Annotated in this window: 20 protein-coding genes; 5 read left to right on the forward strand and 15 right to left on the reverse strand. The window is 37.4% G+C overall.

What is annotated here, in order from left to right; all coding sequences use genetic code 11:
- Nucleotides 1–65: 65 nt before the first annotated feature.
- Nucleotides 66–692 carry an FMN-dependent NADH-azoreductase gene (locus NYE63_RS14860; protein ID WP_342601672.1) on the reverse strand — a complete coding sequence of 209 codons (627 nt, stop codon included), beginning with the start codon at nt 690–692 and terminating at the stop codon, nt 66–68.
- A gap of 221 nt (nt 693–913) precedes the next feature.
- On the reverse strand, nt 914–1,648 hold the full coding sequence (locus NYE63_RS14865; RefSeq protein WP_342601673.1) for a YqcI/YcgG family protein: 735 nt from the start codon (nt 1,646–1,648) through the stop codon (nt 914–916).
- Between the two features lie 213 nt (nt 1,649–1,861).
- On the opposite strand from NYE63_RS14865, the gene NYE63_RS14870 reads away from it, so the two are divergent.
- On the forward strand, nt 1,862–2,116 hold the full coding sequence (locus NYE63_RS14870; protein WP_342601674.1) for an alpha/beta-type small acid-soluble spore protein: 255 nt from the start codon (nt 1,862–1,864) through the stop codon (nt 2,114–2,116).
- A 145-nt stretch (nt 2,117–2,261) separates the two neighbouring features.
- Here the strand turns inward: NYE63_RS14870 and NYE63_RS14875 are convergent, their stop codons facing one another.
- A complete protein-coding gene (locus tag NYE63_RS14875; RefSeq protein WP_342601675.1) occupies nt 2,262–3,482 on the reverse strand; it encodes an iron-containing alcohol dehydrogenase in 1,221 nt (406 codons plus the stop codon).
- A 128-nt stretch (nt 3,483–3,610) separates the two neighbouring features.
- Entirely contained in the window at nt 3,611–4,498 is an 888-nt protein-coding gene (locus NYE63_RS14880; protein ID WP_342601676.1) for a R2-like ligand-binding oxidase, read from the reverse strand.
- 130 nt (nt 4,499–4,628) lie between these two features.
- Between NYE63_RS14880 and NYE63_RS14885 the strand changes: the two genes are divergently transcribed.
- On the forward strand, nt 4,629–5,315 hold the full coding sequence (locus tag NYE63_RS14885) for a LuxR C-terminal-related transcriptional regulator (protein ID WP_098369533.1): 687 nt from the start codon (nt 4,629–4,631) through the stop codon (nt 5,313–5,315).
- Nucleotides 5,316–5,356: 41 nt separating this feature from the next.
- On the opposite strand, the gene NYE63_RS14890 is transcribed toward NYE63_RS14885, so the two are convergent.
- Nucleotides 5,357–6,445 carry a branched-chain amino acid aminotransferase gene (locus NYE63_RS14890; RefSeq protein ID WP_342601677.1) on the reverse strand — a complete coding sequence of 363 codons (1,089 nt, stop codon included), beginning with the start codon at nt 6,443–6,445 and terminating at the stop codon, nt 5,357–5,359.
- Between the two features lie 689 nt (nt 6,446–7,134).
- Here NYE63_RS14890 and NYE63_RS14895 point away from each other — a divergent pair.
- Together NYE63_RS14895 and NYE63_RS14900 are read left to right on the forward strand one after the other, a co-directional pair.
- Nucleotides 7,135–8,403, forward strand: a complete 1,269-nt coding sequence (locus tag NYE63_RS14895; RefSeq protein ID WP_342601678.1) for an OFA family MFS transporter — start codon at nt 7,135–7,137, stop codon at nt 8,401–8,403.
- Nucleotides 8,404–8,735: 332 nt separating this feature from the next.
- A complete protein-coding gene (locus NYE63_RS14900) occupies nt 8,736–9,803 on the forward strand; it encodes an AI-2E family transporter (RefSeq protein WP_342601679.1) in 1,068 nt (355 codons plus the stop codon).
- 322 nt (nt 9,804–10,125) lie between these two features.
- On the opposite strand, the gene NYE63_RS14905 is transcribed toward NYE63_RS14900, so the two are convergent.
- A complete protein-coding gene (locus NYE63_RS14905; RefSeq protein WP_342601680.1) occupies nt 10,126–10,578 on the reverse strand; it encodes a YueI family protein in 453 nt (150 codons plus the stop codon).
- Nucleotides 10,579–10,802: 224 nt separating this feature from the next.
- Between NYE63_RS14905 and NYE63_RS14910 the strand changes: the two genes are divergently transcribed.
- Nucleotides 10,803–11,546, forward strand: a complete 744-nt coding sequence (locus NYE63_RS14910) for a L,D-transpeptidase family protein (RefSeq protein WP_342601681.1) — start codon at nt 10,803–10,805, stop codon at nt 11,544–11,546.
- Between the two features lie 391 nt (nt 11,547–11,937).
- Here NYE63_RS14910 and NYE63_RS14915 read toward each other — a convergent pair whose 3' ends face one another.
- From NYE63_RS14915 to NYE63_RS14955, 9 genes are all read right to left on the reverse strand, one after another.
- Nucleotides 11,938–12,111 (reverse strand): hypothetical protein, encoded by a 174-nt coding sequence (locus tag NYE63_RS14915; protein WP_342601682.1) that lies wholly within the window; start codon nt 12,109–12,111, stop codon nt 11,938–11,940.
- A 66-nt stretch (nt 12,112–12,177) separates the two neighbouring features.
- Entirely contained in the window at nt 12,178–12,627 is a 450-nt protein-coding gene (locus tag NYE63_RS14920; protein ID WP_342605774.1) for a nucleoside 2-deoxyribosyltransferase, read from the reverse strand.
- Nucleotides 12,628–12,953: 326 nt separating this feature from the next.
- The gene (locus NYE63_RS14925; protein ID WP_342601683.1) at nt 12,954–13,274 is read right to left on the reverse strand and encodes a hypothetical protein; all 321 of its coding nucleotides are present in this window, start codon (nt 13,272–13,274) and stop codon (nt 12,954–12,956) included.
- A 110-nt stretch (nt 13,275–13,384) separates the two neighbouring features.
- Nucleotides 13,385–13,666, reverse strand: a complete 282-nt coding sequence (locus NYE63_RS14930; RefSeq protein ID WP_342601684.1) for a DUF4190 domain-containing protein — start codon at nt 13,664–13,666, stop codon at nt 13,385–13,387.
- A gap of 332 nt (nt 13,667–13,998) precedes the next feature.
- Nucleotides 13,999–14,649: an amino acid ABC transporter permease gene (locus NYE63_RS14935; RefSeq protein WP_063234989.1), complete on the reverse strand. Its 651-nt coding sequence runs from the start codon at nt 14,647–14,649 to the stop codon at nt 13,999–14,001.
- 14 nt (nt 14,650–14,663) lie between these two features.
- Entirely contained in the window at nt 14,664–15,302 is a 639-nt protein-coding gene (locus NYE63_RS14940) for an amino acid ABC transporter permease (protein WP_089364247.1), read from the reverse strand.
- Between the two features lie 106 nt (nt 15,303–15,408).
- On the reverse strand, nt 15,409–16,236 hold the full coding sequence (locus NYE63_RS14945; RefSeq protein ID WP_342601685.1) for a transporter substrate-binding domain-containing protein: 828 nt from the start codon (nt 16,234–16,236) through the stop codon (nt 15,409–15,411).
- A 22-nt stretch (nt 16,237–16,258) separates the two neighbouring features.
- Complete coding sequence (locus NYE63_RS14950; protein WP_342601686.1) at nt 16,259–16,987, reverse strand: amino acid ABC transporter ATP-binding protein; 729 nt, start codon at nt 16,985–16,987, stop codon at nt 16,259–16,261.
- Nucleotides 16,988–17,434: 447 nt separating this feature from the next.
- Nucleotides 17,435–17,848, reverse strand: a complete 414-nt coding sequence (locus tag NYE63_RS14955) for a hypothetical protein (RefSeq protein ID WP_342601687.1) — start codon at nt 17,846–17,848, stop codon at nt 17,435–17,437.
- Nucleotides 17,849–17,983: the final 135 nt, after the last annotated feature.

The raw sequence follows: 17,983 nt of genomic DNA on the forward strand, positions 1-17,983 counted from the left end.
TTTCAGAAAAATCTGCATAGAAAAACCAGTATGCTAAAAATACATACTGGTTTTCCGTTTTATAATTAGAATTTTGCTGCAGTTTCAGCAACTTTCGCCAATCCTTTTGCAACGATATCCTGTGAACGATCTGGATATTGATTATGTCCTTCGATTACGACTGTTTCTGGGTTTGTTATGCCCCATAAGTTCAAATTCATCGTTACGTATTTCTCTGCCATTTCGCCAGCATCCATTCCAGGCAAAGCATAATCCGATCCGCGTGCATTAAGTAAAGCCACTTTTTTACCTCCAGCTAAGCCGACTGGGCCTTCAGCTGTATATTTGAATGTTGTTCCCGCTTGAGCAAGATATGAAATATAAGTTACCAATGGTGCCGGAACCGTTGCGTTCCATAGCGGGAAGGCAAATACTACTTTATCTGCAGCAAGAAATTGATTCAAGTATTGTTGCACGATATCGGCAATCTCCACTTCTTCTTCAGTCAATTCTATACCTTGGCTGCGTTTATATAGGGCAGTAATTGCTGTATTTCCGTAGTAAGGTAAGTTCAGTTTAAATAAATCCAATTCAGTTATTTCATCGTTACTATTTGCTTCCTTATATGTGTTCAAAAACGTTTCATACATTTTGACACTAATTGCTTGATCCGCTGGGCGGTCATTTGATTTAACAAATAATACTTTAGACATTTTTGTTCCCCCAATTGTTAATTTTGTATGTTTTTATAAAAATAGCATTTAATCCATATATCTCGAATTAACTGCAATTGCTACTTTCACATTATAAAACTGAAAATCCAATAAGGCAAGAGATATGTTTTTTATTTTCAAATGTACATTTCAGGAATTTGCGCGAATGAATTTTTTATCCCCGACAGACGCGAAAAAAACCGAGAGCAATTTGCCCTCGGTTAAGTTAACTCTTTATGATGGAATGGACACTTACCTTTTATCGGTTCTATATCATCCCCAATGAAAAATTGTTTCCATTCATTATGATTCACATCTCCAAAGTGACTGATATCAGGATGTTTAGGAAGGTTATCCCACTTCTCAACTCGTTCACGAACCTTTTCACGCGACATGATTCCGCCTTTTTCCGTTCCTTCCAAGCCTTCAAAAATCATCCGGGGTTGGAATCCAAGTACAAGGCTATTCCCTAAATCTCGGGTTTTACGCTGTTTATAAGCAGGTGCATTACCAAAGACAAAGATTGGTTGCCCTGCAAAATGATAGTCCCATAAATAATGCTCGGGATCTTTCGGCTTTTCGATTGGCCAAGGTTTTTCATCTGCTTTATGCAGATATTGCAGGATATCCCAAAACCTTTTACGGTAAAATTCTATATCACCCTCTATGGATTCAGGCTCCATAAAGACGAAAAGGCCGTGCCTGATATATGGTGGTTCCTGAAATAAATCAAGAAAGCTTTCCACTGCTTTTGGGAGATTGGACCAATCTTCCTGTGTGATATATGCATAACGAAGTTCCCCTTTATTTTCAGCTTTCATACCAAAATAACATGGAAAGGTTTTATCGGTAACTGTATCATGGAATGTTTGATATTCCTTAATTAGCCATTGCGGCACTCGATCGGGATTTGTCATATCCTCTTTTGTTAACAAACTTGAATTAGCAGTCAGCATCATTTTTCTCCTTAAATCGTTTTATTATAAGTTACCCGCTTTAAATAAACTAAAACTTCATCGAACCGCAAATCAACTCAATCCGTTGCATCCTTTATAATTATTTCTTTATGTAAGAGTTTATGACTGCCTCAGGGTTCATCGGGATTCCCTTCATGTTAATCATTTTCTTTACATTAGGATAACCTAAGAAAAAAATAGGAGTGATGCTTAATGGCAAGGAGAAGAAAAATTCTAGTATCTGAAGCGCGAAAAGGACTCGATGATTTAAAAGCCAAAGTTGCTGGTACAAAGAATCCCGAAGAAGCAAAGTTTGAAGTAGCAAAAGAAATGGGCGTACCCCTGAAAAAAGATTATAACGGTGAACTGACATCCAAGCAGAATGGAAAAATAGGCGGAAAGTTAGGCGGAGGAATGGTCAAGGAACTTATAAAGATGGCACAGGAGAACTTAGGAAAAAATCATTAACAAGTGTCGATTCCGGTTGGGGTTGCTCTTTTAAAAGATCATATATCGAAACGAACTGACTGAACGAAAAATTTTGGGACTTAACATATGGCAATTATTACACAACGCAAAAAAGCCAACCTTTATGGGTTGGCTTTTTTTAGTATTAATTAATTCTCACGGGTGAAACTTTTGAAACTCTTGAAACTACTGACATTATTAATTCCTCTGACATCGGGTAATTAGTGGCAGCTGGATCCGTCATTACTGCTTTAAGAACCCTTTCCATATCTGACTGGTTAATTCCATAGGCGCTGAAGTCGGAGGGCAGCCCAAGATCAGATAGGAAAACCCGGAGCTTTTCAACCACTTTCGCTAGGATCCCTTTTGAATCTTCATCATGTATTTTCACACTAAAGGCTTCGGCTATCAAATGGGCCTTTGGAAGATATAAATCCGGGGTTGATTCCATGACGGCCGGTAATAATACGGCATTGGCCAATCCATGCGGAATACGGAATAACGCCCCATACGCGTGGGCAAAGTTATGAACCGGAATCGCATTCAATGCACTACAAAATGCAGTGATTCCCATCATGCTTCCATGCAGCAATTCCATTCTGGCCTCAATATTCGTTCCGTCCTTTACTGCCCTCGGTAAATTTCTTTCAATAACTCGAATGGCCTGAAATGCATAAGCATCGGTTATTGATGTCGCTGCAGGTGAGACGATCGCTTCAATTGCATGTGTCAATGCATCTGCACCAGTAAACGCCGTAATATCATTTGGCAGTCCGACTGTTAACTCGGGATCTAGAATGGCAATATCAGAACTTAAAAAAACATTGTATATATTCATTTTGACTTTTTTATGTTCATTATATATGACTGCGATCGGGGATACTTCAGAACCGGTTCCTGCTGTTGTGGCTACGGAAATATGCGGGATATTCATAGATTGGGCTTTTGGAAAACCCTCATACAGATAACCGCTTGGTATCGAATCATTAATATCCGCAATTCCTTTATATAATCCGAATTTCAATGCTTTTGCGGTATCAATGACACTCCCTCCACCAATGGCAAGTATGGCATCGGCATTCACTTCGCGAGCATATTTCAATGCTTCGTTTACACATTCACTCGCTGCGTCTTGTGTAACACCCAGAAACTGTCCAACTATTTCAGCTCTGGCACCTAATTTCTGTTGCTCAAAAGTTTCGGCAACCTTTTTAACGACACCTGCATTTTCCAACCCGGCATCACTCACGAGTAGAATCCTTTTGGCCCCGAGACCATTGAATAGGTCCGGAATGAGTGAACGGGTGTTAGTGCCACTGTAAACTGAAGACCTTAACCAAAAATTCGAATGAGCGTTTACCATCATAAAATTTCACCTCAGATATATTAGTCTATATTCGCAATTAAGAATTGTTCATGCCCTGCCACCAAGTTTCTGATGGCCAGTCATTATCAAATGTAAAATGGACACTAAACTTGTCTCTTTTATTGGCTTTACAAAACCCCATATTCCTTTTCGTTAGTTTGATAGATCTCTTCAATCCCCTTTCCTTTTGCCCTGGCTAAAATCTCCATCCGCACGGATAATTGTTTCATGGTAAAATTCAATATAGCTTGTTGGTCATTATCAAATGGATTTCCGAACCGATCATATCCCTCCGTATTTAACGCGATGGCCAGTGGTGAAAGTTCCTCCATTCTCTTTTCAACCTGTTTAAAGATATGTGGATGTTCACTGATGATTCTCTGCAGCAGGAAGGTCCCATAAGCAATATGGCGTGATTCATCCTTCTTCAACAGACCCACGCCTTTTAATAGACCAGGCATCATTTTATTAGCTTCGAGAGTCTGATAAAACCCGAAATATCCAGTTTCCGCAAGAACGCCCTCGGTAAACATATTATAAACAGTGGCTGCCTCTGCCAACGCTTCAGGGGATTGATCAGATAAAAGTTTCTCCATCGCTTCAGGCAATATTTCATAAAAAATCGATTTATAAGTGTCTGAGTGATAAACCGTCAAATCACCCGTTTCACCTATTTGATCTAACGTATAACGAAAGAACTCCATATGCTTCGCTTCCTCGAAAAGGAATGTCGTTAAGTACATTTCTTCTTCGATCCTGCCTTCCTTGGCTATCGTCATAATGAGCGGCAGCAAATCCAACGTCACCGCTTCTTCTCCGCCCTGAAAAAGGGAAATGATCCTTAATAACACTTGCCTTTCAATATCAGTAAATGACTTCCAATCTTCTTTATCCTGGCTGAAATCAATGTCACGAGGATTCCATATCCCGAATTTCTTAGCCTTTTGATAAAGTTTAAATGGTAGGGAACCTTCTCTAAAACTCCGGCTGGTTGTCGTTAAATTCATTCTTTTCATGGTAATGCCTCCTTGAAATTATGAACTTTTGAATCTCTGGATTTTTTTAATTTGTAAGAGTTTTCATTATATTGTAAGATATTAGTAGCATTTATCCTAGCACTGAAAATGTAGGGAGGAATAAAGTCGAATGCTTGAGGAAACTCTGTTGAATCATGTAAAAAAGATTTCCCAACAAAAAGATATGGCAAATAAATCACAAATGATCGTAAAGGGCTGTGTGGATTTTTTTTCATTTCAACGAGCATCTTTATTCAGTTACTCATGTTTAACGGGAATGGGTGAAGGAATATGTGCATGTACAAGTGAAGATACCTTTTCATTACATAATGTTAGAGAAAATATTCATGATATATACCCCATCCACCAAGCAGTCATCCATAACGAACCCATATTCTTAACCATCCAGCATGCAAAATCCTCCATCCCTGCAAAATACGTTAAAAGATTTTCCATCTCATCATTGGCAATCATTCCGATAATTGTGAATGACTTGGCCATCGGTTTAGTTTTGGTCGACCCCATTCACGCCAACGAGCCAATTACCAAGAATGATTTAATGAAGCTTTCCCATTATTTAAAACTGGCTTTCGGTTCAACAATGGATTCCGCCCCTCCCACTTACCTTCTAAGCAAACGTGAAGTGGAGGTCCTTCAATATTTAGCCAATGGAATGGGATTAAAGCAAATGGCACCAAAAATGAGCGTTAGTGAATTTACCGTCAGAGATCATATTTCTTCTGCTATCAGGAAATTGGGAGTGAATCATCGGACAGAGGCCGTCGCGGTTGCCATAAGACACAAAATGATTATGTGAAAACAAAAAAACCTTCTAAGAAGGTTTTTTTTGTTTAAGTATCATTGAGTCACTTTTTCTTCAACTTTCGTAGTCCAGTTCAACTCGTCTGCGACTTTACCTGTTTGCACACCTGTCAGTGTATCATAAAGCTTTCTAGAAAGTTCTCCAGTTTCCCCGTTTTGAACAATCATTTCTTCACCATTCCACAAAAATTCACCAATTGGTGATATGACCGCGGCTGTACCCGTTCCAAATGCCTCTTCCAATTGACCTAATTTATAGGCTTCATGGACTTCCTCCATCGAAATGCGTCTTTCCGACACCGGAAGACCCCAATGTTTCAGCAATTCAATAATGGAATCACGAGTAATACCCGGAAGGATACTTCCATTTAAAGCAGGAGTGATAATTTCACCATTAATTTTGAAGAAAACATTCATGCTTCCAACTTCTTCGATATACTTCTTCTCTACTCCGTCTAACCACAGAACTTGGGCATAACCCATCTTTTCGGATACTTCCTGGGCTTTTAAGCTCGATGCATAATTACCGCCCGTTTTGGCTTCACCTGTACCTCCATTAACTGCACGTGTGAAAGCTGACTCCACTGCAATTTTAACTGGATGAATGCCTTCTTTGTAATACGATCCCACTGGAGACATGATGATGATGAACTGATATTTATCCGATGGAGAAACTCCAAGATAAGGCTCAGTAGCTATAATGAATGGCCTAATATATAATGATGTCCCTTCTGCCTGGGGAATCCAATCCTTATCAACGCTAATTAAAGTCTTTAAGGCCTTCAACGCAAAATCAACGTCGATATCCGGTATGCATAATCGGCTATTTGAACTATTTAAGCGTTGGAAATTCTTTTCCGGACGGAATAAGATAATTTCTTCCTCTGGTGTTGCATATGCCTTCAATCCTTCAAAAACGGATTGACCATAGTGAAAAATCATAGCTGACGGCTCTAATGAGAGCGGTTGATAAGGAACAATTCTTGGATCATGCCACCCTTGCCCTTGTGTGTAATCCATAATAAACATATGATCGGTAAACTGCTTACCGAACTCAAGCTGGTCCGCCTGTGGTTTTTCTTTCTTTGTTGTACTAAGCGTGATTTGCATGTCATGTTCCTTCATTACCAAAACCCCTTGTTGATTAAATTTACAAGATTTCACTTCCATAAAATCTATCTTTAATTAGTTTACTCCTATCAGGAATCATAGTTCAACCCTTTAAGACGAAATTTTCGGAATTTTTTTAAAATAAATGGAATTTTTTTGATTTCCAGACTATGATTCCTGAAAAAAGAATTAATTATTCCTGAAACCTCTCAAAAAATATCAATTCCGATTGTTCGCTATGGTGTCTTGAAATCGTGAATATTAGATTATTTTAACAAAATAATTACAATAAAGCCAATGAGAATAATTCTAGTTATTCCATCATGGCACCTTAAGTAAATTCAATCGTTTCCCTTTTGGTAAACAGGAACATCGATAAATAAAAAGATGTGCAGCAAGTTCGTGATTACAGGTGCTCTAAAAACACTTAGAGCTGATACCTACAAACTTATATGTATATTAAAAACGTAAGAAAATATAACATTTTTTATTCTGATTCATAAAGTTGGTTTTTTTCTTGCCATTCCCAATTTTAATCCAATGGAATATAGAGGGAAATTTTTCATGAAATTCAATTTAGTAGTTTACTACTAAATAATAATCTTATATACTTATCCCACAAGATAGATAAAACGCATGCAAAACGATATATTATAGATAAAACGCATGCAACTTTCTTATTTTTGACGAAAAGGGGTAACAACATGACAAAAAACAGATGGTTAATCGCTTTATCCGCTATCGCCATTCACCTTTCCATTGGTGGTGCATACGCATATAGCGTTTACAAAAAACCATTAGTTGAGACTATGGGGTGGACAGAAACTGAAGTAACGTTAGCATTCACAATAATGATGGCGCTTGCAGGAACTTCTGCTGCCTTCTTTGGTAAATTCGTAGAAAAAAATGGCCCAAGAAAGTCAGCTTTGGTGGCGGCTGTTTTATTCGGTTTAGGACAAGCTGGTTCCGGTTTGGCAGTAATGGTCGATTCACTTCCGCTTTACCTATTGACATATGGGGTTTTAAGTGGACTTGGTATGGGGATTGGGTACATTTCACCAGTATCCACTTTAGTCAAATGGTTCCCAGATCGCAGAGGATTGGCAACAGGAATGGCAGTATTAGGTTTCGGTGCCGGAGCTCTCATTACAGCCCCAGTAGCTGCAAGCCTTATGGAATCCGTTGGCATTTATACTACATATTATATATTAGGCGCAGGCTATTTCATACTGATGTTCTTAGGTGCATCCTATATTGCACCTCCAAAGGCCAACTGGCTGCCTGAAGGAATGAAGAAAGATATTGAGTCCGGTAAGAAAGAACTGAAGAAAGACCTAAGGCAATTAACTGCAAAAGAAGCGGTTAAAACAAAACACTTCTGGATGTTATGGTCCATGAAATTGATAAATACAAGTGCAGGGATCATGATGATTTCTGTAGCTTCACCTATGGCTCAAGACGTTGTTGGTCTGTCTGTAGCAGGTGCAGCAACATTAGTCGGCATTATGGGAATCTTTAATGGAGGAGGAAGACTTGGCTGGGCAGCAGCATCTGATTATATTGGCCGTCCAAATGTTTTCGTCATTTTCTTCATCATTCAAATCGGAGCGTTCCTTTTACTTCCAACGACTACAAATACACTATTGTTCCAAGGACTCATCTTGCTGGTCGTTAGTTGTTATGGAGGAGGATTTTCAAATCTCCCTGCGTTTGCCGGGGATTTATTTGGAACTAAGGAAATTGGGGCCATCCACGGTTATCTTTTAACTACGTGGTCTCTAGGCGGGGTTTGCGGACCAATGTTGGTTACTGCAATCAGGGAAAGTACGAACAGCTACATCCCGGTATTCTACGTTTTCGCAGTATTAATTGCGATAGCATTCGCCATCTCCATCTGGCTGCGTCTCGACATCAAAAAAATGCAAAGTAAACAGAAACAAGGAGTAACGAACACATTTAGTAAAATATCCTAATTTAAAACCTTGCAAAAAGGCATTTTCAAGTAAACTTCCCTAAACGGAATTTACCTTTGATGATGCCTTTTTTTAGTTTGTTTATGGGCATAACGGTGTATCTTTTGGAACTGAAGCACACCGGAGATTTTATGGATTATGTCATCCCCTCCGGAACCTTTGCTCGTGCAGTTGTGATCATTTCTAAATTGAAACATTACAATCGAATTAAAGTTGAATGATAAACGTTTATCATTATAACATGTTTTGCACCAACATTTGAACAAGTTATATAGTTTAACATTAAGCTAAATCAGGGAATCATGTAAGAGATGGAATTAGGAGGGATAGTCTTGTGGATCAATAAACCGTTTTTCAAATATGCATGCGCGACCATATTGATCATTTTAATTATTTTTTTACTAGGTAAGATTGATTACGTTCTGCTGCCGCTACAAAAAATCATTGCTGCCATGTTTTTTCCTATTATTGTGGCTGGACTTTTATACTATATATTACGGCCAGTCGTTAATTTTTTAACTGAATTTATCCCGAGGTCAGCTAGCATCTTCATCGTGTTTTTGATTATATTTAGTTTAATTGGGATGGTAAGTTACTTTGGAAGTCCTGTAATAGTGGACCAATTTCAAAAATTATCTGAAAACCTCCCCAGCAAAGTCAAGGAATTCTCTAAAGAATCTGAAGTTATGATTGAAAAAAATGATTTTGGAATGGTTAATATGGAAGATCTGAAAGAAAAAGCGGTCACGCATTTGAAAAATTACTCGGAAAAACTCATTATGAATGTCAATACCATTTTTTCCACAATCACTAGTGTATTAACAGTATTGGTCATTACTCCATTCATTTTATTCTATTTCTTGAAGGATGGAGAAAAATTAAGACCATTTCTATTAAAATATATACCGAACGATGTAGAATCAGAGGGGAACACGATTTTAAAAGACGTCGATAAAGCCCTTTCAACTTATATTATCGGTCAATTCATCATTTCAATCGTCATTGGGACCTTGATGTATATCGGCTACCTGATTATCGATCTCGATTATGCACTCGTATTAGCCTTATTCGCCATGACTTTTACCGTTGTACCATTCCTTGGTCCATTAATTAGTATCATCCCTGCCCTTTTCATAGCCTTACAGCAAGACATCGGGTTGGCAGTGAAAGTACTCATTGTCCTTACCATTGTTCAACAGGTCGAAGGGCACTTGGTTACACCGAATATTATGGGAAAACGGCTTAACATTCACCCCCTTACCATTATCTTATTGCTGCTTGCTGCAGGATCGATATATGGTTTCATTGGCATTTTAATCGCTATCCCCACTTATTCCGTAGTAAAAACGATGATAGGGAATTTCAGGAAGTTTTATAGATTACGTAAAAGGATTACATAAACAGGTATGGTTGTCTACACACTTAATTAAAGGAGCTGTATCATTAAGAATCCTATTATGAGGTCTTTTCTATCAACGTTTCAGACTGTAGACAAATTCAAAGATGAGCGAGTTTGCCTGCAGTTTATTCTTTCAAAAAAGTTCCAGCTGATTTCAGAAATCCGCTCCCTTTCCGCCGACTTTCTGCCAAGCGTCTGTGGGCTCTCGGCTAGCCAGTTACTCGGCAGGAGTGTCGCCAATTTCTTGGTATTAAAATCATGGTTCAGGGTGAGACCATTCCGAGTCTCATTTTGTAGACAAACTAAAAACGTTGATAATTCTATCAACGTTTTTTTAATAATTTTTTAACCCACCTTTTGAAAAAGGCCTTGTAGCTTTTCTTTTTTATAACTTGAATGGCATGATTTTGCTTCTCGATATAAATTTCTTCTTTGTTTATGGCATTATTTTCTGCTAATACCAGACCCAAATTGGAATTATGCTCTTTGTTTAGGACGATTTTGTAAGGAATATTATGACTCATTGCCAATTTAATATATTTCCCTAGATATTGATAGTCCATCTGACCATTTAAAAACAAATTTGAACGGGGATATTGCTTCATCATTTGCTCTATCTCTGGATATACATTCGTTTCAAAGACTTGGCTTTTTTTTAGAACGATGATGACGCGCTCCCGTAATGTGCTCAGAAATTCCCTTCGTTCACCAGGCTTAATTTCTTTTGGACCATGGATGCCTTGTTCTAGATAGTCCTCCACCTTTAGGCGTGACAATTCTTTCCCACCTCCGCTTTCACTTCAATAATGTATGTAATATGGCCAAAAATAGTGCCCAGCATTCTCTATGTATGCATAAAAGGAGAAAATGGTCTAGTTTTGAAATTCCCATAGTTAATTAGTCTACCCTTATCTTAAAAAATTGTCACATTAGCCTCACTTCATGCATAGGATAGTATATGTGTAAATGTAGGTTGCTTAAATGAGGGACGGGGAAAAACATGAAAAAATTAATGGTATTTGTATTGTTATTCGCCTTTAGTTTTTTGGGATTCAGTAATACTTCAGATGCGGCAGCAAGACAACTGATCATCATCAATAAATCCAATAATCAGCTTGCCTATTACGAAAATGATAAATTGGTGAGGGTATTCATCGTGGCGACAGGAAAGAAAACCTCCTACACTCCTGAAGGAAAGTTCAAGGTAGTGACAAAAATTGTGAATCGTCCCTACTATAAAGGCAACATTAGAGGTGGAGACCCAAAAAACCCTCTAGGTAAAAGGTGGCTGGGGATCAATGCAAGGAATACACCAGGAAATACGTACGCAATACACGGTAATAATGATCCTACAACCATTGGGAAATATATAAGTGCCGGTTGTATTCGTATGTATAACGGTGATGTTCAATGGCTGTACGATAAGGTGAAAATGAACACTGTAGTCTTGATTGCCAATTCGAATAAATCTTTTGCCAACATAGCTGCCACGAATGGATATAAAGTGAGCGGATCTGTGAGCCTACCTGTAAATACAAACGCTACCCTGAAGAAAGGAAGCAGTGGCCCCCAAGTAACAGAACTGCAAAAAAGATTAACTAAACTTGGATACAGCACTAAAGGAATAGATGGGTCATTTGGTAAGAACACCGAAACAGCCGTAAAGAAATTCCAAAAATCCAAAAAACTCACTTCTGATGGGATCGTCGGACCAAAAACGAAAAAAGCGCTTGGACTTAAATAATTTTCCTTACCGATATCCACTTTTAGAGGATATCTTTTTTTATGTATTATCTGTACAACCTATACATTATTACCCATATCGTCTTTAATTTTCCACCATCAGTTATTGACTTTATGTTATAATTTATACATTAACAGCTAATCATAATCGCACTGTCATTACATACAAGGAGGTAATAAGAATGTACGATGAAATTCTCGTAGCATCCATTAAAGCAATTTTTGTAATTGGAACCATCGCGATGTTTGTGATTTTAGGATTCGTAAAAGGACGCCGGTTTTAACTTTATCTTAAATATCCTCACTTACCTGATTACATGTATAATTTTATATGGGTAATCAGGTTATTTTCACTCAGAAAAAAAGCATATCCTCTCTCGGCATGCTTTTCCTTACCAATTCCAATAATCCGTTTTATCTAAAAGTTGATCAATGTCAAATGTATCTAGATGGAATGGAACTGACTCTTCTGCAATCGCTTCAGTTGCTAATAATAATTGGTCGATATCAATAATGGCCAAAACAGTCCTCTCCCTTTTTTTAATGGTGCTTACCCTCATTTTCAATACATTAAACACTTCGTTCAAAAGAAATTTTATTAGAGGGTATCCTTTAAATTTCACATTTGACATTTAATTAAGATGCAGTGAATCTTTTTCAGATCCTTCCGGTGAAAGCGTATGTATCAATTTAACCAGCTTATAAAAAGTCCCGCTGCAGATTGTTACCTCTGGCAGATTATGAAATATTGATTTTTTATTAATATGATAATTGTCTTTCTCAGGTGAATACACTATAATTTTCTTATTTAAAGATAATGCATACCCAAGCTCATATAGATTACCTTTGCCTGCAGTTAGGAAGATCAGCATGAAGTCGGCTTCTTCAATCCCCTTTTTTTCATATTCTCCAATACCGTCAGTTATTTGGTTTTTCTCATCATTCGTAATTAAATTGAAGTCATTCACACAAATAAATCCTTTTGAAGTCAATTTCTTGATCAATGATTTTACTTGTTTTAAATTTTTTTCGTCTGATGCTATATAATATTTCACACATACACCTCCAAAATATATAACTATTGATACTTTTTACCTATGTTACCTATACTATACATATTCGTTATAAAGAACGCAATATCCTTTCCCCAAAAATTAAAAATAATTAAAGGGAATTTTTAAGCGAAACAAAAAACCATCATTCCTTTTACAGGTAATGATGGTTTTTTAAAAAATTTAACGCCTGGGTATTTTAAATAATGATATCATTATCACGTCGTTTTCACCTAACTACAAAAAATAATATACTATGTACTAATTTTATGCTCTGACATTCCGGAATACAAAATGTTCGTTGAATTTCAAGAAATACAAAATAAAAACCTTGTCCTCTAACCGGCAAGGTTTTTTTATTTTTCATATGTGATATTTTCTATTTCAATCCTGAAGGGTGCAGCCTCACATATATTAATTCCCCTATCAAGATTCACCTTTTCCATTTCACTAGCATCCGGGATTGTTTTTTTATCGTGAATAAAATGTTCGACCATGGATTCCAACAGTTCTTGAGCACAAGCTAAGGCATCTACCCGATTCCTACCGCTAACGGAAGAAATGATTCCTTTTCGCTTAAAATCCGGGAAACAAACTTGAACGGAAAATGAGTCGATAATCAACGGGTGCTTTTCATAATAGAATACGGCTGGATACTCAAAGATTTGAATGGTCAAAATATCATCCCTTCATACAATATTTAGGTTTTTATATTAATTATAACATGAATTTCCATTTTATACAGGTTTAATTTACTTTTCCTAGTTTGTCAAGTTAATACTTACATTTAATAGGTTGTTATGTTTGTATCAACTACAAAATAAAAAAACAACAGGAAAATCAGAATCATGAGAACATTCAAGATTATTCCAATAATGCTGCACACTTTTCCGGCTGTAACTAATCCCTTTCCAGATTCACCAGTAAGCTTAATTTCTTGTTTACTCTTCGATGCAAATATTAATCCTAGAATACCTAATATGATGCCTATGACTGGAATAAACAGGGATAATACCCCCATGATAAATGATACAATTGCTTTGCTATTGCTTTGTTTAATTTCCGACATATATTCCACCTTCTTTCTTCTTTTATATATACGGTTATTAAAAGCAAAAGATTCATTTTTTATGTACTCATTAATCACTAATATTCCAGTTGATTTCAGAAATCTGCTCCCTTTCCGCCGTCTGTCTGCCAAGCTTCTATAGGGTCTCGGCTAGCCAGGTATTCGGCAGGAGTGTCGCAAATTTCTTCAATCTAGTGAGGTTTTATCCCATATAAATGAATAAAATCTTGGAGGATAACCAAGTCTACTTTTCTAATCATGGTTCGTTGTGGGATCAATCCGAACCTCCTTTTGTAGACAAATAGAAAACGACTCATTTCTGAGTCGTTTTTTTAGGTTCGTTTTAATTCAAGTCTCTGGGCTACCAAAGATAGACTATAGTTCACAATGAAGTACATGAGTGCCACCAGGATCAAAATCGGTATCAAATACTTTTGACTTTGTCCATATATGATTTGACCATGATGAGTCAGCTCCGGCAAAGAGATGACAACAGCTAAAGAGGTATCCTTTAATAAAGAAATGAATTGGCTGACAATGGGAGGAACCATGCGGCGCAGCGCTTGGGGCAGAATAATATGTATCAATGCCTGTGTATAGCTCAAGCCTGATGAACGGGCAGCTTCCATTTGCCCTTTATCAATGGATTTAAGCCCACTTCGAATGACTTCAGAAAGCATGGCTGACTCGAAAATTGTCAAGGCAACAATGGCTGCTGGAATGATTTCCAGTTTAATCCGTACCTCCGGCAAAGCAAAATACGTAAAAAATATTATTAATAACAGCGGTAAATTACGTACCGTTTCTACAATCAAAGCTAATATTTGTGATAACACAGGCACTTTTGCGTAACGGATTATACCTACAAGCCCGCCAATAATGAAACTTAGAATAATGGATATAAAAGCTACCTGGAGCGTTACCCAAAATCCTTCTAATAAAAACTTAAGATTATCTGGTGTATAGGCACCTGCAAAATCCATATCATATACCTCCCTCAATTACTCTTAGCCAGACGTTTTTCCAAATAACCAACGCCAAAACTTAAAGGAATGGTAAGTATTAAGTAAAACGCTGCAACGAAAATATAGACATCAAACACGACAAATGTCCTTGAAGAAATCAAATCCCCGTGGTACATAAGATCGAGTCCTGCAACGACGGCTAAAATGGAAGAATTCTTAACTAGATTGATAAATTGGTTCCCTAAAGGAGGAATGACTATTTTAACGGCCTGTGGCAATATGACGAGCCTCATTGCCTGACCATATGTCAGACCTGAAGAACGCGCAGCTTCCATTTGACCCTTTGGCACGGAAAGTATGCCGGCTCGAATTGCCTCAGCTATGAAAGATGAAGTGTAAATGGTCAAGGCTAATGTCCCTGCGTATAGACCGCTTAGTTTAAGACCGAGAAAGAAGAAAAAGGTAATGATCAATAACGGTATGTTCCGAATGAACTCGACATAGGCGGTACCCAGCCAGTTTAGTGGCTTTATCGGCGCAATCCGCATGATAGCAATAAGCACACCAAGAATCAAACTCGCTACCAACGCGATCAAACTCGACATGATCGTATTTTTAAAGCCTAATAAATACATATCCAGATTCTCTGTTAAAATGGAGAAATCAAGCACGGCATACACTCCTTTAACTAGTAAGGATGAGCAAAGCGCTCATCCTTACAGACAAATGTTCAAATGTTATTTAAGGCCAACATCCATTATACATTTGCTAAAATGTTTAATGTTTAATCCATTTATCATGGATTTCATCGTACTTGCCTGAATCTTTAAGTGACTTAAGGGCTTTATTCAACTCGTCAACAAAGTCAGCATTTCCTTTTTTCACGGCAATTCCATAAGGCTCTTCAGTAAATGTACCGCCAACAAGCTCATAACTTGGATCTTCATCTGCCATTCCATAAAGGATGGAATCATCCGTGGTCAATGCATCCCCTTGTCCGGATTTAAGTGCAGCGAACGCTTCGGAATAGTTTTCAAATTCAAGCACTTGTGCTTCAGGAGCTTTTTCACGGATATTTATGGAAGAAGTAGAGCCCTTGACGGCCAATACCTTTTTCCCTTTTAAGCTATCAATCCCCTTGATATCGCTGCCCTTTTTGACTAACAAAGATTGTCCGGCATCAAAGTAAACATCAGTGAAGTCAACTTCTTTTTTACGATCTTCCGTGATTGTCATGGTCGCTACAATCGCATCGATATCACCATTATTCAATAATGCCATCCTTGTCTTAGAAGTCACTTCTTTAAATTCAACTTTATTCTCATCACCAAGGATTTCTGCTGCAAGAGCTTTGGCGATATCAATATCAAAGCCTTCTACATCTCCAGTACTAGGATTCTTCAATCCGAATAGCCTTGTATCATTTTTTACACCAAAAACGATTTTATCTTTTTCCTTCACTTGCGTGAGAACATCTTTTTCTTTGTCTTTGCCTCCACCCTCTTCAGCTTTGTCTGAATCCTTCCCTCCGCCGCATCCAGCTAATAAAATGACAGCCAGTAATGATAGCAAAGATAATTTTAACCATTTCTTTTTCTTTAACATGTAATTCACCCCTGTTTTTTATTTAATGATTTAAAATACGGCTAAGGAATAAACGAGCCCTCTCTTCACGAGGATTTGCGTAGAACTCAGCCGGTGATGCCTCTTCTAAAACCCTGCCTTCGTCCATGAATACGATTCGATCCGCTACTTCACGGGCAAATCCCATTTCGTGCGTAACCACCACCATCGTCATTCCTTCATGGGCAAGTGCTTTCATTACATCCAGTACCTCGCCAATCATTTCTGGATCCAAGGCTGAGGTAGGTTCATCAAATAACATGATTTCAGGGCCCATCGCCAAACCTCTGGCAATCGCTACCCTTTGCTGCTGTCCACCTGAAAGCTGAGAAGGAAATGAATTCGCTTTATCACCAATCCCTACTTTCTCAAGATACTTTTGTGCGATTTTTTTCGCTTCCTCTTCGGATTGTCCTAAAACTTTCCTGGGAGCAAGCATGATATTCTCAAGCACGGTTTTATGAGGATACAAGTGAAAATGCTGGAAAACCATACCGATATTCCGACGGAGTTTGTTTATATCCGTTTTTTTATCCGCTACATTTAAACCATTAATGGACAGGGAACCTTCCGAAATGGTCTCTAGACGATTAATGCATCGAAGCAATGTACTTTTCCCTGATCCGGACGGTCCAATGACCACCACCACTTCTCCCTGCTTAATTGTAAGATTAATTTCTTTCAATACATGGAAATCGCCAAAATACTTATTTACTCGGTCAAAAACTATCATAATTAGCCTCCCTGCCTTAATCAATCTTTTAAATCTGAAAATTTTAAATAATCAGAATTGAAAAAGCCTAGCATTCTCTTAACTCGACCCAGTTCTTATGTATAATCCTTTCTTCGTTTATTATTTCCCAATGTAACATTAGTGGTAGTGAAAAGACCTTTTTTATTGTTATTTTAAACTAGTAATTTAAATAATATATTAAACATTCACATAATTCATTATATATAACATTGCTTAAAATTACCATATAATCTTTAAATTGTTAAAAACGATACCGTATTTTATGATATTATTGCTATATTTCATAAAACATTTATATTTAAACAGATATCCCCCTAACCTTTACCATTTTTTTGAAAAAATTCTTTTATTTCCCGTATGCATAATACCGGATATAAATTAGCTTTAAAAATACGCACGAAAAAAAGACAGCAGTCGCTGTCTTTTTCATCTTTCCTTTAATGCATCTTCAAATGGTGCTAAATATAAACCTCTTGGCGCCAGCATATCCGTATCCGATTCGCGGATTTGCCCACCGAGAGTATATGGACCTGCTGGAAAAAAATCAAACATTTCACTTTCCTTATGTATGATCAAGAAATAATCGTATAAATCATCCATAAGTTCCTGATGTTCATCTATTTTCAAGATTTCGCCAAATTCATCAATTTCAAAGTTTTCATTAATCGCATCTTGAATTTCCTCATTATTTGAATACGCGATATAAAAATCGACATCCCCGCACTCCATGCATAGCAAGAGTTTTTCTTCTAGTGCTTCTTCATAAGTTTTCAGAACGATTTCATTTAAAATGGCATCAATCTTTCCAGTATTGGTCAGTTTAACTTTAGTCTGTAACACAAAACCCCTCCAATCAAATATAGGCATTTAAAAAGTAAACGCCAGTTTAACAAGCTCACCTTTAAATATCAAATGAAATTGTTTAAAATCATTTTCCAATTAAAACCTATATCCAAGTCCCTAATTTCGTTCACT

This window comes from Peribacillus sp. FSL E2-0159 (assembly GCF_038643155.1).
GTDB lineage: Bacteria > Bacillota > Bacilli > Bacillales > DSM-1321 > Peribacillus > Peribacillus simplex.

Bases quoted from the DNA above. Each gene is read 5' to 3' on its own strand.
- NYE63_RS14860 (WP_342601672.1), bottom strand. From the start codon at position 692: ATGTCTAAAGTATTATTTGTTAAATCAAATGACCGCCCAGCGGATCAA.
- NYE63_RS14865 (WP_342601673.1), bottom strand. From the start codon at position 1,648: ATGCTGACTGCTAATTCAAGTTTGTTAACAAAAGAGGATATGACAAAT.
- NYE63_RS14870 (WP_342601674.1), top strand. From the start codon at position 1,862: ATGGCAAGGAGAAGAAAAATTCTAGTATCTGAAGCGCGAAAAGGACTC.
- NYE63_RS14875 (WP_342601675.1), bottom strand. From the start codon at position 3,482: ATGATGGTAAACGCTCATTCGAATTTTTGGTTAAGGTCTTCAGTTTAC.
- NYE63_RS14880 (WP_342601676.1), bottom strand. From the start codon at position 4,498: ATGAAAAGAATGAATTTAACGACAACCAGCCGGAGTTTTAGAGAAGGT.
- NYE63_RS14885 (WP_098369533.1), top strand. From the start codon at position 4,629: ATGCTTGAGGAAACTCTGTTGAATCATGTAAAAAAGATTTCCCAACAA.
- NYE63_RS14890 (WP_342601677.1), bottom strand. From the start codon at position 6,445: ATGAAGGAACATGACATGCAAATCACGCTTAGTACAACAAAGAAAGAA.
- NYE63_RS14895 (WP_342601678.1), top strand. From the start codon at position 7,135: ATGACAAAAAACAGATGGTTAATCGCTTTATCCGCTATCGCCATTCAC.
- NYE63_RS14910 (WP_342601681.1), top strand. From the start codon at position 10,803: ATGAAAAAATTAATGGTATTTGTATTGTTATTCGCCTTTAGTTTTTTG.
- NYE63_RS14930 (WP_342601684.1), bottom strand. From the start codon at position 13,666: ATGTCGGAAATTAAACAAAGCAATAGCAAAGCAATTGTATCATTTATC.
- NYE63_RS14935 (WP_063234989.1), bottom strand. From the start codon at position 14,649: ATGGATTTTGCAGGTGCCTATACACCAGATAATCTTAAGTTTTTATTA.
- NYE63_RS14945 (WP_342601685.1), bottom strand. From the start codon at position 16,236: ATGTTAAAGAAAAAGAAATGGTTAAAATTATCTTTGCTATCATTACTG.
- NYE63_RS14950 (WP_342601686.1), bottom strand. From the start codon at position 16,987: ATGATAGTTTTTGACCGAGTAAATAAGTATTTTGGCGATTTCCATGTA.